The following is a 15,698-nucleotide window of genomic DNA, read 5'->3' on the forward strand; positions in this document are numbered from 1 at the left end:
GCACATATCAAAGCGATACGCGTGTGGCCCGGAGAGTGCCCTGATTTACTTTATTCGTGCGAGGCGACGGTGCGGCATCGCCTCGTGCAGATTCTCTTATCGGCTGCCGGGGTGGCTTGCTTTTCTTCGATGGATATAACGCGTATTTGACAGACCCAACGCTAAATTCGACGCCCTTGCCTCTCGCATGCTCAACGATTTCTTCCAGCGTATATCCCTTTTCCTTCACCGCGCCGATCACCACCCGTATCTCTTTCATCGCATCGGTGATCGAGACGCGCTGCTCAGCCTCCGGCTTGACAGGCAGTGATTCGAGAGAGTGGACAAGCTGATCCCATTGCGCACGTGTATAGCTCTTCGCAACAGGCATAAGTCGCTCCATCCCGCTTTCTTCAATTCATCTTGTCCACTCGGGAAGGCTCCGTCAATACCCGTTTTTAGCTAAAATTTCGCTGCCGGAATGCCGTGGAATTAGTGAGATTGTATCGGAATAGAAAAAATATTTTGGTGTGTCGGCCACGTGCGACAGACTCCGATAGATAGCCTGAAAAAAATTCGGAAGGGATGTAGGTAGACATCACAACTGCCGACAGCAACACGACAAGCGCGCAGATTTTTCCTCTTACCCTACAGACTCGCGACAGCCCCGCCTGCACACTCTCGGGAACAACCTCACGGATTTTGGAAACAGAGCAGGCTGCCGAAGCAGGATCGATCTCACCGATTCGGGGCATTTGATTGCCGACTGCAGCGGCACGCCTCGCGGACATCGGGCATACAGCTATCGACCATGGACCGGACTACCACGCAGGAACCGACCTGCACCGTATGCAGACTCGATCAATCGACATCACAGACTCGCGATGAGGAGGTATGCAGTCCAGCAACAGAAGGCCAGCAGACTCATGGCGTGTCGCGCCCGGACTCCCCTGGCTACCTCGCGGAAAATCACGGTCGACCTCGCCGAAAACGTTTGGATTGGGGCATTAAAAACAACATAAAAGCGAGGGATGGCAGGATAGGCTTTCGCCGGTTTTGGGCGCCGCGGCGCGACAAGCGAGTGTCGTCAAATGATCCGTCTAGCCGAAGCCGTCGCCTTCCAGCGCGCGAGATATTCCGTCATCAATTGGAATGTAACGTATCCATCCAAAACCGAAAGTCGTCTAGCCTTGTCGCCGTTTGCCGCCACTCGTCCATGGACGACGATTCGTCGGCGCATTGCTCCACGTCTGGTTATTCATCGAGTGCACTAGGGGTCCAGAATGGGCCACGCGGTGGGGATGTTCGAAAGCACCTGTGTGGCTTCCAGTTCATACGACCTGGTTACCTTGCTCTTCGAGATGGTGCCTCGCAACTTCGGTGGTGCATACGGAGCACTGTGAGGCTCCAATGCGGTACGGGCGCGTTGCAGGCGCTCGGTGGTCAGCGTGCGGACCTCCGCCCTGCTTCCTTCTATGTGCCACCCCAATAACTCGACGGCGCGGTCCGCCGCGGGATCACGGACGGCCGAGAGAATCGCAATGTGTTCGTCGTAGGTGTCGTCGATGCAGTCGCCATAGACGAGATCGAGCCGCCGCACCACGCGGATGCGGTCGGTCACGCGCTGCATGGCCGCGCTCAGCTCGGCGTTGCCGGCAGCGACGACCAGCGCCTCGTGAAACGCTTCGTCGAGCGACACCATCTCTCGGCCGTCGCGAACCCGCTGCCTGTGAGGAACGTCCCAGATTCGGTCGAGTCGGTCGAGCATCTGCAAGGCGGTCGCGGACAAGGTGCCGTCGACCCCAAAGAGCCGGCTGACCGAAAACGTCTCGATCAGCTTGCGCATTTCGTATAGATCTTCGAAGCGCTTGAAGTCGATCGGCACCACTTCCCAGCCGCCGCGCACATAGCCGTGCATCAAACCGTCGCTTTGAAGACGCTGCAGCGCCTCGCGCGCCGGTGTGCGCGAAACGCCGAAGCGGTCGGCGATACTGCCTTCGGTCATGCAATCGCCGGGCAGCAGGCGCAGCTCGAAGATATCGTCGCGCACGCTGAAGTAAACACGGTCAGCGCGCGATGAAGGAGAGCGGGTTGTGTCTTTCACGCATGGGCCTGGAATGAACGGATCATTTCGGCAGTGACTATCGGTCAGCGTCAATACATCCGTCAAGACGAATTTCATGGCGCGCCAGGTGCGGCAGAGCCCGCAGCCATCATCCCACACCGCAATATCGCCAAAGGCAGAAAGAAGATATCAAAATCGTAATCAGGCTGTCAGTCTGGGAGCAACGTCAATTGACGACAATGGGCTCATCGGTGCATTGCGTCGGGCATGCCCTGATGGGATCCGATCAACGGGCCGATTGGCAAATTCCTAGAGACTTTGGAGAAAACCGTGAAAAAGACAACTCATATAGCGATTGGCGCGCTTGCGTGCTCGATCGCGATGAGTGCCTTGGCGCAAACGCAGCCCACTGGCAAAACCCGGGCGGAGGTTCGCGCGGAACTCATCGAGGCGCAACGGGATGGTCTGGTGCCTACGCCGAAGTACGACTACCCGCCAAGCGAAGCTGCGATTGAACGCAATAAGGCACTGTATGCGATCACTCACAATGGTGCAGAAATATCTCCTGTTTCAGCGGCGCCAACGCAATCTTCTAGTGAAACGGTGCAGTGACAAGCTCGCCAGGAATGTCTGCGTCTGCGCGCGAATGTCAAACCTGGAGTCGAAGATGACTTTATTGAACATAGCAATCCTTTCCGCTTTTCTTCTTGCGCCCGTTGAGGTCGCCTACGCACGTGATGGACCTCGTGAAGAAGGATTAGGGTAAAGATGCAATGCCCGCCTCGGACGCACACGGACCGGCAAAGCCGGCGATTTCGGAAGACCGCGCAGTCTGTCGGCGGGCAAACGTGTGTGACGTAGCGTAAGGTCAATGGGCCGCGCTGTGAAGCGAGGCGCATCGTTCATGCGCAGGCATCTGTTCTTTCCAACCCAACGGCTCGCGAGCGAGCTAGCCTAAAATTCCCCGACCGCTGCGAAACGATTCCATGAATCAATTAGCCTCCGTTCGCATTTTCGCCAAGGTTGCCGACTGCCTGAACTTCGCCGAGGCGGCGAAGCAGCTTGGTATCTCGAATTCAGTCGTCACTCGCAGCGTGGCGGTACTCGAGCAACATCTCAGCGTGCGCCTTGTCAACCGGACCACTCGCCGGGTGTCGCTGACGCCTGCCGGCCAGTTGTATCGGGAGCATTGTGGCGAACTGCTCAGGCAGCTCGCGACGATGGACGAATGCATGGCAGCTGCTGCCGGTCAACTCGCCGGATCTTTGCGTATTGCGGCGTCTTCTTTATATGCTTCGACCGATCTGCCCGAAGTACTAGCGGCGTACCGGGTGCAAGAGCAGCGTACGCAGTTCGATCTGACCGTATTCGATAACATGGCCGATGTCACGGTGGCAGACTTCGATGTATGCTTCAGCGCCGAGCGCCGCCTGCGTGATTCGTCGCTGGTTTGCCGGCCGCTCGCACAGACGCGGGACGTAATTGTCGGGAGCCCCGCGTACTTCGCACGTCGGCGGCCGCCACGCACCCCCGAGGAGCTGTCGTCGCATGATGTGCTGGTCGCGTCGGACGCGCCGAGTCGTTACTGGGAATTTCGTGACAAGCATGGCACGCAACGCGTAGTGGTACGGCCGATTCTGAGCATGCAAAACCCACTGCTCATAAAGCGCGCAGTCCAGGCGGGCCTCGGCATCGCCCGGCTTTCGCGCTCGCTCATTCAAGGTGAGCTGGCAGACGGCTCATTAAAGCCAGTGTTCGAAAACATCGAATTGTGCGGCGACGCGCGGACAGTGTGGGTGCTCTATTCCGGACAACCGTACATGGCGGTGGCGCTCCGCAGTTTTGTCGATTTCGTGGTAGAACGTTATCGCCAGAATCCACGTGAAGACAAGCGCGAAACTGTCGTTCCCGTGGGAGCGGCACAACACCATTTCAGCAATACTGAACTGCAGTGGACGGGCATTTTGTAGGTCCTAAAGTGCAAATACCTTTCGTCAGATCCCGGCTCCACGCACCGGCGCGCGAGCTAGATCATGGCGAGGTACTCAAGCAAACCTTAGGAATCTACACTCATGAAGCGACTCCTCATTACGGGCGCAGCGATCGGTTGCACGATCGTCCCGATGGCCGCGCTGGCGCAAAGCAGCATCACGCTGTATGGCCTGATCGACGAAGGTCTGAACTATACGAACAATACTAAGCAAGGTTCGGCTGTGCAGATGGAAAGCGGCTTTGCACAAGGCAGCCGATGGGGCGTGAAAGGCAGCGAAGATCTGGGCGGTGGCACGAAGGCCCTCTTTCAGCTGGAAAATGGCTTCGACGTCAACTCCGGCGCACTTGGACAGAGTTCGCGCATGTTCGGCCGGCAGGCGTACATCGGTTTGAGCAACACGAAGCTCGGGACCCTGACAATGGGCCGTCAGTATGATTCAGTCGTCGACTATCTCGCCCCGCTTACGGCGAACGGCAATTGGGGTGGCTATCTGTTGTCGCATCCGTACGACAACGACAACACAGACAATTCGTTCCGACTGAACAACAGCGTGAAGTACACCAGTAACGCCTACGGCGGCTTTTCTTTTGGCGGTCTGTACGGTTTTAGCAATCAGGCGGGTGGCTTTGCTGACAACCGGTCGTATAGCCTCGGCGCACAATTCGTCGCTGCCAACGTTTCAGTCGCAGCGGCGTACATGCAGATCAACAACCCGGGCGGAAACTCCGGTGGGTCGCTTGCAGCCGATGACACGAATTTTTTCGCGAGTCGCCAACAGGTGTGGGGCGCCGGCATTAACTACACGATCGGCTCTGCAATACTCGGCTTCGTATATAGCCACACGGCGCTTAATAACGCGACGGGCTCCGTCTATGTCGGCAACTTCGCGAATACGGCAAGCAGCCTGAAGTTCGACAACTTTGAATTGAACGCGAAGTATCAGTTCCTGAAGAATGCGTTCGTCGGAGCGATGTATAACTACACGTTCGGTCACTTCAATAGCGCCGCCGGCGATTCGAAGCCGACGTGGCATCAGGTTGGACTGATGGCGGACTACAACCTGTCGCCGCGTACTGACGTGTACGTGCAGGGTATGTATCAGCACCTGACGGGCGGCAGTGCGTCCGCGGCGCCGCTCAACACGGCGTTTATCACGGGTGCAGATTCGCCTTCGACGACAGCAAATCAGGTCATCACGCGCGTAGCCATTCGCCACCAGTTCTAACCGGTTCGCGCTTCATCGCGCCATCCCACGCCCACGCATCGAGAGTCCATACGTGGGCACGCGTTCGTCTTCCCTTTGCATCAGTCAGACGTGACGCCCCAATCCGTCGGGCTCGCAGAGGCGAACGCAGTCGCGCTAAACGGGTCGTTCTGGTACTCGATTGCATGAAGCTCCTTGTTGCGGCCAAGTCTTGTGGCTGGCGGCGGATAGTTGTTCTCCGGTACCGGCAAGAGCCCATCGGCCTGTGCCTGCACCAGTTGCTGGTGTACTTCGGCGCGCGTCATTCCCGGATTACTTTTAAGCGTGCGCTACTAAAATAGACCCATTACCCAACTTAACGCTCACGCCATTGCATCGAGCTTAGCAATTTGCAGGAGATTGGTCGTCCCTGATTCCCCAAATGGCAATCCCGCTGCAATCACCACCGAATCACCTTGACGCGCAAAGCCTTCGCTCGCTGCCGCTTCGCAAGCGAGTTCGATCATCTCGCCGACGTCGTGTGCGTTTCTAAACGGCAACGCGTGGACACCCCAAACAAGGGCGAGTCTGCGAGCGATCAACACCGAAGGTGTCATCGCTATAATCGCTGTGGATACCCGCTCTCTAGCCGCGCGAAGGCTCGTGAATCCCGACGATGTGTACGTCACGGTAACCGCGGGCGCGATTATCCGAACGACTTGCCGTAAGGCGCAACAAATTGCGTCTGCCGTTGTTGACTGCGCCTTGGTATGTGACGCATCGATTCCGGTTCGATACTCGGGATCGCGTTCGACCCGTTCAATGATCCGATTCATGACAGACACCGCGTCCAACGGAAATCTTCCACTAGCCGATTCTGCAGAAAGCATGACAGCGTCCGCGCCTATGTAAATAGCGCCCGCCACGTCGGAGGTTTCCGCTCGCGTTGGAACCGGCGAATTTGTCATCGATTCGAGCATCTGCGTTGCGACGATGACGGGCTTTCCGGCTTCCCGACAGCTCCGGACGATTCGCCGCTGCAATTCGGGGATCTGTTCCGCAGGCAATTCGACCCCAAGGTCTCCCCGTGCCACCATAATCCCATCGCAACGCTCAATGATTTCGTCGAGATGGTCAATCGCAAGCGGCTTCTCAAGCTTCGCCATGATCCACGCCCGATCGCCGATGATGGCACGGGCTTCGTCAATGTCTTCCGGGCGCTGCACGAATGAGAGTGCAACCCGGTCGACCCCGTTCTCGAGCCCGAAAGAAAGGTCCTCACGATCCTTGCGGCGATATAGGCAGCATCGCGCCTGGAACATTGACCCCCTTCCTGTCCGAGATCCGACCTGCGACGATGACGGAGGTTTCGGCGAAGTCACTACCTTTCGCTTCTACACGCAGCTTCACCTTGCCGTCATCGAGCAACAACTCAGAGCCTGCTTCGATTGCGGCAAAAATTTCAGGGTGCTGCAAAGGCGCGCGTTCGCTATCGCCCGGTGTCGGATCCAGGTCGAGCCGAAACTTTTGGCCGACCTAAAGCTCGACCGCTCCGGCCTGAAATGTTCCAAGCCGAAGCTTCGGTCCCTGCAAATCCAGGAGGACGCCGACCGGCCGACCGGATTCCTTTTCGAGGTTTCTCCTGGCGGCTCGCGGGGCGGGCGCCGAGATCGCCATGGTTTGCGTTGGCACAGGCTCTCGCTCTACAGCTCTCATCGAATGACATGCCGGGTTTGTTAACCGAAGCACCGTATAGCTCGATTGTGAGACCGGCGGCGCAAATCATGAACTAGCGTCGTTCCGGCGTGACTCGCAGTCACTGCGATCCTCACCTGGATCGGCACACTTTTCGCAGATCAGCCGTTGCAGTGAGACTCGCCATCATCCATTGCAATCGCAGCTCTGCGGCATGCACAGCGCGGCGAAGCGCATCGCGGGACTCGCTTCGGTGGGCGGGAATACGCACCACCCACCATTGTCATTGCGGAAGAAAAACATCGACAGCATGCCGGTCGGGCGCCGCGTCTGCACCAGTGCATAGCGCCGCCGGTTCGCCGGCGTGTGCCCGAAGCGCATGACGCGGACGGGGTTCGCCAGTCCCAGGCCAAGCCACTTGTCGACCAGCGAGTGCAGGGAGTTATCGGCGGCGCGCATGACTGCTCTCCTTCGGCTGCAATGGATATACCGTGCCTTGACCCGGTGGCAGCGAACGCTCCTGATGGTGCGGGAGCGCTTGCACGGCAAAGATCCGAACTGCTGACCACGATCCAACAATAGCGACGCCGGATAAACACAATCTGAAATCTGCATTAAAAAATTTAAGGAATTCTTAGGGTTGCCTTTAATGCGCAGCCGTACTGTGCCTCCAACCTAACCGAGCGACCCGTTCCAGGCGCTCGCGAGACCGCCGCGCATCGCATTGCTTTTTGCGGCGAGACGCCAGTGCCCGCATTCAATTCCGGTCACGCACTCGATCGAGGAGATCGTGTCCGGCAACCTGAGCCGGCGCCTGCCGGTGCATACGCAACACGACGACGTCGGAAGGCTCGTGCGCGTCGTCAACGGCATGCTCGACGAGATCGAGCGGCTGATGCACGAGGTCAAGGGCGTATGCGACGCGATCGCGCACGACTTGCGCACGCCGCTCACTCGCCTGCTCGCGGGGCTCGAACGAGCCCAGAGGCGCGCACGGACCGAGGCGGACTATCCTGCGGCCATCGACGACACGATCGTCGAGACGGGCAGCCTCCTGCACACATTCAATGCGCTGCTGCGCATTTCCGGGATCGAGTCCCACGCGCGTCAGCAGAGTTTCGCCCTCGTGGATCTCGCCACGGTCACCAACGACGTCGTCGAATACTACGAACCCACCGCCGAAGACAAGCGCGTCACGCTCGACTACCACCGGGCGCCGGACGGTCCGCTCGAACTGCATGGAGACCGTGACCTCCTGTTCGAAGCGCTGGCCAATCTCATCGACAATGCGATCAAGTTCGCGCCGGAAGGCGTCCATCTATCGATCCAGCCGTTTCGCGACGCGACGGGCATCGGCATCACGATCGCCGACGACGGCCCCTGGCTCCCGCCCGAGGAGCGGCAGGCGGTGCTGCGGCGGTTCTATCGCACGGAGACGAGCAGGCATACAGCCGGCAGCGGCCTTGGGCTCAGCCTCGCCGCCGCCGTCGCGACGATGCACGGGATGGCGCTACGCTTGAACGACGTCGCGACCGGCTGCAGCATCGCGCTGTATGCGCCGCGCGGACGGAACGCAGCCGCACGCCGGCCGCCCCCGCGCGAATAAAACGCTTCTGCTCAGTGCAGCGTACGCAGCGCTTCGTCGACGAACGCATTGGTGTAGGTCCGATCGACCTTCACCGACCCGTAAGCCGGATTCGCCGCGGCGAGCACCTGCCACTCCTTCGTCGCGCCATCGTCCGGCATGCGTCCGTCGTTCGCGAACATCGGGATCTCCTCCTTCAACACCTTCAGATAAGCCACGCGGTCCTTGCCGCTGATCTCCGGCGGAATGACAGCCAGGATCTGCTCGGGGGAATGGGAATTGATGTACTGCAGCGTGCGCACGAACGCGCCGGCCAGGTGCCGCGCAATCTCCGGATGCGCCCGAACGCGTGCGCCCGACATGTAGACCGTGCTCGACGGAAACAGCGTGCCCAGACTCCGGCGCGTGCCGTCGACCGACGTCAGGTCCGCGAACACCGTGGCCACGCCTTTCGACTCATAGAGATCCCCGTCGGGCGTCGGCGCTACGACGAAATCAGCGCTTCCGTCACGCAGCGCGTCGACATTCTTCTCCTTGCCGTCGGTTCCGAGCCGCGTGTAATCGCCGATGCCGTGACCGCCCGCCAGCACGAGCGCGTTCGCGACCGTGCTCTTCGACGACCCGGCGCCGCCCGCAATGAAACGCGCGCCCTTGAGGTCAGTCGCGCTCTGGTATTTCTCCCTTGCCTGGTTCGCGACGAGCACCTTCGCGCCCGGCGTCACGCCGAGCGTGACAACGGCCTGCGTATCGATGCCGTGCGCCTGGTTAACCACGTTGTGATGGTAGTAGGCGACCACCGCGTCGACCCGTCCGTCATTCAGCATGTCGGCCGTCGACACGTCGTCGCGGATGTTCATGATAGTCACGGCCATCTTGCCGTCGTTCAGATAGCCGAGACGCTCCGCCAGCACCACAGGGAAATTGCGGATGGCCTTGATCTCGTCGACGAGCAGGACGATGCGTTGCGGCGCCGCATCGGCAGCGGGCGTGGCCGGTTCGGCGGCGATGACCTGCCCGCCGACCAGGCAAGCGGCAACGAGGGTAAGTGCGATTTTTTTCATCGGATCTTCCTTGCGAGCAGACAGCTCATTGACTTACGGCGATGGGATCGGCGATCACCACCTGTTCTTCGGTGCGCACGTTCTTCTTGCTGTCGCTGATCGCTTTCCATTCAGGGTTGTGCGTCAGGCGCTGGCGGACTTTGTCCACCACCGCCTCGCGCGCGCTGAGGGCCGCCTCGTCCTTGTACTGCAGGAGTACCATCGCGGTCCACTGGCGGCCGGCCGGAAACTGGCTCGTATAAAGCGAATAGCTCGACAGCACGCCCTCGTCCATCCATCCCTTGAATTGCGGAATCACATAGGCGTCCGCGTACTTCTCGTAGTCGCCGGCTGAGACCAGTGTCTTGTACGGGATGACCACGTAGACCGGATTCGCCGCCTTCGCGTCGAGCGCCTCCGCACGTTTGGTATCAACCGGCGTCGTATGGATTGAAGTCGTCACCGCGAGCGCCTTCGCGGACAGCGCCGCGGGCTGCGCCTGCTCGAGCGTACGCCAGCGGTACAGGTCGTCGGGCGTCGCGAACGTCAGCAAGGCCATCGCGTCCCAGTTGTCCGAATCGGCATAGCGATTGAACAGCAGGCTGTATTGCCTGATTCGCCCGTCGTGCTTCCAGCGCGCGAGCTCGCGCGCGGTCGACTGCGCCAGCTCGTGGCGCAACGCGGGCCGGTTCGCGGGCGCGGTCTGGTAGGTGATGATCAGCGACAGCGCGTCGTTATCCGACGGCTCTGTCGCCCGCGCCGGGCTGGGGGGCAGCATGCCCGCCAGTACGACCGCGATGGCGAAGATGCGGCCAATGGCCCGAATGGAGAGAAGATTCATGATGATTCGATGAAGGTTGGGCATGGAAAGGGCTCTACGTTTTTTCAGAAATCGATCTTGGCCACCATCCGCACGCTGCGGTCCATTCCTGTGCCAAGCGTGCCGGTCTGCACCGAGTTCCAATAACGCTTGTTGAACAGGTTGTCGACGGCCACCCTGATGTCGACGTGCTTGCCGGCGATCCGGGTCGCGTAGCTGGCGCCGAGCGAGTAGATGGTGTAACCGGGGATGTAGCCCTGGTTCTGCGGGTTCACCGGGCGCTTCGTGATGAACGATGCACGCACCGTGAGCGACAGGCCGGGGAGCCAGAGCGGACGGTGCGTCAGTGCGATGTTGCCGATCCACTTCGGCGTATTCTCCGGCGTACGGCCCTTGATCGTCATGTCGAATTCCGGCTTCTGGACTGCGTGCAGGTACTGGACGGCTTCGGACAGCGACCACTGGCGCGAGATGTCCTGCGTGAGCACGGCTTCCGCGCCCCGGTATTCGATCGTGCCGTCGTTGGCGAAAATCTGCGTAGCCGGATTGGTCACCGCGTTCGCGCGCGTGATGTCGAACACGGACGCACTGAACTGCAACCACCTGAAGTAGTGATCGCGCACGCCGAACTCGTACTGCGTCGACACCGCGGGCGCAAGGACCTGGTAGGCGTTCTTCGCGTTTGCGGGGGCGACGCCGCCATCCTCGATGCCTTTCATGTAGCTGGCGAACAGCGTGGTGGTCGGCAGCAGGTCGTAGAGAATCCCGAATGCCGGAGACCCGACCCAGGTCGCTGACGACACCACGCCGTCGTTCGACGACGACCGGCTCTCGCGGAAGCCGAGCAGCAACTTCCACTTCGACCCGACGCCGATCATGTCGTAGGTATAGAGGCCGGTATCCGCGTTGACCTGCTTTGGCAGCGACGTGTCGGGATGGGTCGGCACCGGAGTGGGCAACGGGATGGGATCGAAGATGTTGACCCGCACCGGCAACACGATCGTGTTTTGTCTGGGTGTCTCGGCGATGCGCTCGCTGCGCGACACGCCGAACGTGATGTCGTGCGAGAGCGGACCCGTGGCGAATTGACCGAGCAGTTCTGCCCGCTTGTACTTGTTGAAATAGAGCTGCGTCACCTCACTGACGGTCGGGATGCCGCCTGCCCCGGTGAACACGTTGTATCCGCCGATCCGGGTCGTCGAGCGCGAGCGATCCGAATCCGACTGACCGATTTCGACGAGCGCCTTCCAGCCGGGCGCAATGTCGTAGTCGACCCGCCCCTGGACGTTCGTCGTCTTCGCGGAGAAAACCGCCCACGGGCCCGACAGCAGATTCCTCGGATCGGGCACGCGCGGCAACGTGATGTGTCCGTTGACCGCAGTCGGCAGGCTGATGCTGCCCTGCTCGACGACGTCCTTCCGATAGATCTCGACATCGAACTGGAAATGCAGGCGGTTGGTGACCTGCCAGTCGGCGCCAACGCTGCCGAACCAGCCGCGCCCATTCGCACCGTGCACACCATTTTCGAGGTGCGTATCGGATGCGTTCACGCGGAGGCCGAACTGCTTTTCGCTGCCGAATCGATGGCTAACGTCGGCCGCGACGCCGAACTGCCCGAACGAGTTGCCGAGCAGCGCCACCGAGGCGACGTCGTTGTCCATCGGCGCGCGCTTCGTCACCATGTTGAGGATGCCCGCGGGGCTTGCAACGCCGAACATCAGCGCGTTCGCGCCCTTCAGCGTCTCCACGCGCTGCTTGTCCTCCGCCGGCACCGACATCACGTTCGCGGTCGGCAGGCCGCCATTGAGCCGGTAGTTCGCGAACAGGTTGACCTTGATGCCGCGAATGCTGGCCGCGTCGGCAGGGCTGCCCGACGAGTTGGTCGGCGCGACGCCGGCCTGGTTCTTGACCGCGTCGGTCACGCCTTCCGTCGCCGTCTGCAGCGCGCCGGCGCCCATCACCTCCTTGGTCATCGGCAGCGATTGCTTGTTGCCGAGCGCCTCCGCGTCGAGTCGCGCCGCAATCACCGACGTCGCCGGCACGAGCTGCCTCGGTTCGTACAACGCCGCGGCATCGCGGATCCGCCCTCGCAATTCATCCCGGATCTTCTCGGCCTTCTTCACGAGCACCTCCTGGTCGTCGCCGACGCGGTACGGCATCACCACGCCGAGCGCGCCGATCGTAGCGCCGCCGGCGTCCTGCAGGGGCAGCTCCACTTCGAGGCGATCTCCTTCGCGGCCGACCTCGACATGCGGCTTGCCGGTCTCGATGACACGCCGGTCGTCCGCATCGGCAGGCTTGCCGATGCGCCCGATGTTCGACGCGATGATCGGATAGTCGCCGCCCCCGCCCGGGCGCGCCACGTGCATCGCGAGCACCATCACGTCGCGGCGCTTGCGGATCAGCTCGTCGACGAGCGTCTGCGCGTAGGGATTGTCCGGAATGCCCGTGCTCGGGAGCACCGGATCGAAGAGTTCGTTCCCGTAGCGGATCTGCCGGCTCAGCTCGTCGCGGATGAGTGCGCCCGCCCGGATCAACGCCTCCTTGTCGAGCCCCGACCCGGTCGGATACGGGAACGTCACTTCGACTGCGCCGATCACTTTGCGCGTGACGTCGAGCAGCGGCAGATGCACCTCGACGTTCTGGTCGGCTCGCTTGTTCACTTCCACGAACGGCGTACCGGTCTTGACCACGTCGAGATCGTCGGGGTCCGACTTTCTGCCGATCCGGTTCGCGGACTTGGCTGCGACGATGACGCTTTCCGCTCCTCCGGGGGGGCGCATATGAAGATCCAGCTCGACGAGCTCCGGGTGCAGCGCGACCGTGCGGTCCACCAGCTGCTGCGCATAGAGCGTCGCATGTCCGGGCCGCGGCGCGAGTGCATTCTCGCGCGTGCCGCCGTCGGCCTGCGCGTAGAGCGCCGGCGAAAACAACGCCATGACGGCCATTGCCACCATCGTTCTTCCAATCACCACGGTCTCCTCCAGCTTGATTGGATTATTGGTCTTCGATCCGGTCCGGCCGCGGCGGGCATCGCGCCCGATGGCACGATGCCCGCGTTTGCCCCGCCGCTCAGATGTCCAGCACCAGCAGATCCCCTTTCGCGCGCGAACAGCAGGGTGTGAAATGTCCGTGCCGCTCCCGTTGCACGGCGGTCAGCACGCAGTCGAGATGGTCGACTTCGCCGACGATCACCCGCGTGATGCAGGTGCCGCAGACACCCTGCTCGCACGACGTCGGGATCCTGACGCCGTGTTCGGCCAGCGACGCGACAACGGACTTGTGCTCGGGAATCCGGTACACCTTGCCCGTGCTGACGAGCTGCACGTCGAACGCATGCGTCGCCGTGGGCTTCTGCGCAATCGACGCGAAGCGCTCGCAGTGCAGCTGCGGCTCGGGCCAGCCGCGATTCCGTGCGGCGCACAGCACCGCATCGATGAACCCCGCGGGTCCGCATATGTACAGATGCGTGCGAGGCGACTGACTGTCGAGCACGCGCTCGATGTCGAAGCGTTGCTCCGCGTGTTCGTCGCTGAAGTGGAACCTGGCCCGGCCGGCGAACGGCGCCCGCACGAGCCGCTGCACGAACGCCGCGCGCGACTGCGAGCGTGCGCAATAGTGCAGCTCGAAATCGGCGTGGCGCCGCGCGAGCCGTTCCGCCATGCCGAGGATCGGCGTGATGCCGATCCCTCCCGCAAGCAGCAGCGAACGCGGCGCGGTCTCGTCCAGCGCGAAGTGATTGACCGGCACACCAATGTCGAGCAGATCGCCTTCGTGAACCCGCTCGTGCATGGCCGCCGATCCGCCGCGCGAAGCCGCAACGCGCAGCACGGCGATCAGGTAGCGCCGCCGCTCGCGCGGATCGCCGCACAGCGAGTACTGGCGCACGAGACCGTCGCCAAGATGCACGTCGATATGCGCGCCGGCCGCGAACCGCGGCAGTTTGCGTCCCGCCGGATCCGTCAATTCGAACGCGCACACACCGTCGGCCTCGACCGTTTTCTTCGCGACGCGCACGGTCAGGCGTGCGTCGCTCGCCACCGGACGCCACGTGCGCCGCAGGACGTTCCGGACGCCGGTGTAAGCGAGTACCGGAACGCACAGCGCGCCGAACAGCAGCAACAGTTGCCCGAATACACCGCCAATCGCGCCGGTGTGCCACGACAACGCCCAGAAATACAGCTTGTGCCCGACGCTGCTCCGCGAATACGGAACGAACCGCAGCACCTTGCCCGTGTATGCGTCGATGAACAACATCGTGCGTGCATTCGGATGCGGCGCCGCGCGATCGATCAGGTACATCTCTACCGGGTCACGCGATTTCTCGGGGATGTGCAGCAGCGCATCCTGCGGGCCGGGCGACAGTGCCTGTGCGGTGCGCCAGGAGCTTTCGAGCGTTTGCCGCCTTGCGCCGTTCGCGGGCACGGCCGATTTCGGCGGACTGGCGGGCTGCGGTGAACCGGTGATCGCATAGATGCCGTGCGCGTACCAGTCGAACGCCCACGGCAGCCCGGTCAGCACCGTCAGCAGCAGGATCGCGCTGGCATAGAGACCGATCGTCCGATGCAGCCGATACGTGAATGCCTGTCCTCGCGCGCCGGTTCCGGTCGTGAACGCGACTCGCCAGCCGTGACGTGAGCGTGGCCACCAGAGCGCGATGCCGCCACCGATCATCAGCATGCCGAACAGGAGCGCGCTCGTGCCGGTAATCACGTTGCCGTGCTTCATGAAGCGGAACTGATGAATCTGCTCGAGCGTGCCGAGCAGGCCACCGTAGCGCGAGCGTTCGCCCAACACGTCTCCAGTGCAAGGATTGAGGTAGACGAACACCTGATCGGTGAAGCGCACCATCGCGGACGGCATGCGCGGCGCATGGTGCTTGCCGGCGACCAGCCGAATGTAGTCGAGCGTCGCCGACGGCCGGGATGCGGCCGCATTCGCGGTCAATGTGTCAAGCGGTACGCGCGCCGCGCAGGTCGGCACCGTCAGCAGATCGCGATTCAGCACCGGCTCGAGGCTGGGCCGGAATGCGATGGATGCACCCGTGATCGCCATCAGGAGAATCACGACCCCGACGGTCAGGCCGCACCAGCGATGGATCTGCAAGACGAGCGGACGGAATGCGGGTTTCATGGGTTGCCTAGGCGACGACTGTTGATGTCCATCATCTTTGTCGGCGAACCTGAATGAAGTCTGAATTCAGCGCAAAGTCGGGGTAAGTCCCAACTCATTGCGCGTGACTTATCGCCCCACGACCCACATGCGCGCTTCCAACCCGAAACAGACGCGAACGCTTCCTGAATCTGCGTTCAGAAAAATCGGGAAAACCCCCGCTGGG

Annotated in this window: 12 protein-coding genes and 1 pseudogene; 4 read left to right on the top strand and 9 right to left on the bottom strand. The window is 61.6% G+C overall.

Annotation, left to right across the window (positions count from 1 at the left end; genetic code table 11):
- Window positions 1-7 precede the first annotated feature (7 nt).
- Complete coding sequence (locus OKW43_RS25760) at window positions 8-370, bottom strand: hypothetical protein (RefSeq protein ID WP_429450565.1); 363 nt, start codon at window positions 368-370, stop codon at window positions 8-10.
- An 879-nt stretch (window positions 371-1,249) separates the two neighbouring features.
- On the bottom strand, window positions 1,250-2,083 hold the full coding sequence (locus OKW43_RS25765) for a GntR family transcriptional regulator (protein ID WP_312893027.1): 834 nt from the start codon (window positions 2,081-2,083) through the stop codon (window positions 1,250-1,252).
- 291 nt (window positions 2,084-2,374) lie between these two features.
- Here OKW43_RS25765 and OKW43_RS25770 point away from each other — a divergent pair, with 291 nt between their 5' ends.
- The 3 genes from OKW43_RS25770 to OKW43_RS25780 all read left to right on the top strand — a co-directional run bounded on the left by OKW43_RS25770 (window position 2,375) and on the right by OKW43_RS25780 (window position 5,262).
- Entirely contained in the window at window positions 2,375-2,656 is a 282-nt protein-coding gene (locus OKW43_RS25770) for a DUF4148 domain-containing protein (RefSeq protein ID WP_429450567.1), read from the top strand.
- A 374-nt stretch (window positions 2,657-3,030) separates the two neighbouring features.
- A complete protein-coding gene (locus tag OKW43_RS25775; protein ID WP_429450569.1) occupies window positions 3,031-4,014 on the top strand; it encodes a LysR family transcriptional regulator in 984 nt (327 codons plus the stop codon).
- Between the two features lie 102 nt (window positions 4,015-4,116).
- Complete coding sequence (locus OKW43_RS25780; protein ID WP_429450571.1) at window positions 4,117-5,262, top strand: porin; 1,146 nt, start codon at window positions 4,117-4,119, stop codon at window positions 5,260-5,262.
- Window positions 5,263-5,342: 80 nt separating this feature from the next.
- Here the strand turns inward: OKW43_RS25780 and OKW43_RS25785 are convergent, their stop codons facing one another.
- The 3 genes and pseudogenes from OKW43_RS25785 to OKW43_RS25795 form a co-directional block, all read right to left on the bottom strand.
- The gene (locus tag OKW43_RS25785) at window positions 5,343-5,546 is read right to left on the bottom strand and encodes a DUF4148 domain-containing protein (RefSeq protein WP_187638835.1); all 204 of its coding nucleotides are present in this window, start codon (window positions 5,544-5,546) and stop codon (window positions 5,343-5,345) included.
- Between the two features lie 57 nt (window positions 5,547-5,603).
- A pseudogene (gene pyk / locus OKW43_RS25790) lies at window positions 5,604-6,861 on the bottom strand (pyruvate kinase); the annotation flags it as partial.
- A gap of 240 nt (window positions 6,862-7,101) precedes the next feature.
- Entirely contained in the window at window positions 7,102-7,374 is a 273-nt protein-coding gene (locus tag OKW43_RS25795) for a hypothetical protein (protein WP_187638836.1), read from the bottom strand.
- 265 nt (window positions 7,375-7,639) lie between these two features.
- On the opposite strand from OKW43_RS25795, the gene OKW43_RS25800 reads away from it, so the two are divergent.
- Window positions 7,640-8,521 (top strand): ATP-binding protein, encoded by an 882-nt coding sequence (locus OKW43_RS25800; RefSeq protein ID WP_429450574.1) that lies wholly within the window; start codon window positions 7,640-7,642, stop codon window positions 8,519-8,521.
- 11 nt (window positions 8,522-8,532) lie between these two features.
- Here the strand turns inward: OKW43_RS25800 and OKW43_RS25805 are convergent, their stop codons facing one another.
- The 4 genes from OKW43_RS25805 to OKW43_RS25820 form a co-directional block, all read right to left on the bottom strand.
- The gene (locus OKW43_RS25805; protein WP_429450576.1) at window positions 8,533-9,561 is read right to left on the bottom strand and encodes an ABC transporter substrate-binding protein; all 1,029 of its coding nucleotides are present in this window, start codon (window positions 9,559-9,561) and stop codon (window positions 8,533-8,535) included.
- Window positions 9,562-9,586: 25 nt separating this feature from the next.
- A complete protein-coding gene (locus tag OKW43_RS25810; RefSeq protein WP_187638838.1) occupies window positions 9,587-10,381 on the bottom strand; it encodes a hypothetical protein in 795 nt (264 codons plus the stop codon).
- 44 nt (window positions 10,382-10,425) lie between these two features.
- Complete coding sequence (locus tag OKW43_RS25815) at window positions 10,426-13,332, bottom strand: TonB-dependent siderophore receptor (RefSeq protein WP_429450578.1); 2,907 nt, start codon at window positions 13,330-13,332, stop codon at window positions 10,426-10,428.
- A gap of 100 nt (window positions 13,333-13,432) precedes the next feature.
- On the bottom strand, window positions 13,433-15,493 hold the full coding sequence (locus OKW43_RS25820; RefSeq protein WP_187638839.1) for a PepSY domain-containing protein: 2,061 nt from the start codon (window positions 15,491-15,493) through the stop codon (window positions 13,433-13,435).
- Window positions 15,494-15,698: the final 205 nt, after the last annotated feature.

Source organism: Paraburkholderia sp. WC7.3g, assembly GCF_050436345.1.
Classification (GTDB): Bacteria; Pseudomonadota; Gammaproteobacteria; order Burkholderiales; family Burkholderiaceae; genus Paraburkholderia; species Paraburkholderia podalyriae.

Coding starts and splice junctions, on each gene's coding strand:
- OKW43_RS25760 (WP_429450565.1), bottom strand. CDS start 370: ATGCCTGTTGCGAAGAGCTATACACGTGCGCAATGGGATCAGCTTGTC.
- OKW43_RS25775 (WP_429450569.1), top strand. CDS start 3,031: ATGAATCAATTAGCCTCCGTTCGCATTTTCGCCAAGGTTGCCGACTGC.
- OKW43_RS25780 (WP_429450571.1), top strand. CDS start 4,117: ATGAAGCGACTCCTCATTACGGGCGCAGCGATCGGTTGCACGATCGTC.
- OKW43_RS25785 (WP_187638835.1), bottom strand. CDS start 5,546: ATGACGCGCGCCGAAGTACACCAGCAACTGGTGCAGGCACAGGCCGAT.
- OKW43_RS25795 (WP_187638836.1), bottom strand. CDS start 7,374: ATGCGCGCCGCCGATAACTCCCTGCACTCGCTGGTCGACAAGTGGCTT.
- OKW43_RS25805 (WP_429450576.1), bottom strand. CDS start 9,561: ATGAAAAAAATCGCACTTACCCTCGTTGCCGCTTGCCTGGTCGGCGGG.
- OKW43_RS25810 (WP_187638838.1), bottom strand. CDS start 10,381: ATGAATCTTCTCTCCATTCGGGCCATTGGCCGCATCTTCGCCATCGCG.
- OKW43_RS25820 (WP_187638839.1), bottom strand. CDS start 15,493: ATGAAACCCGCATTCCGTCCGCTCGTCTTGCAGATCCATCGCTGGTGC.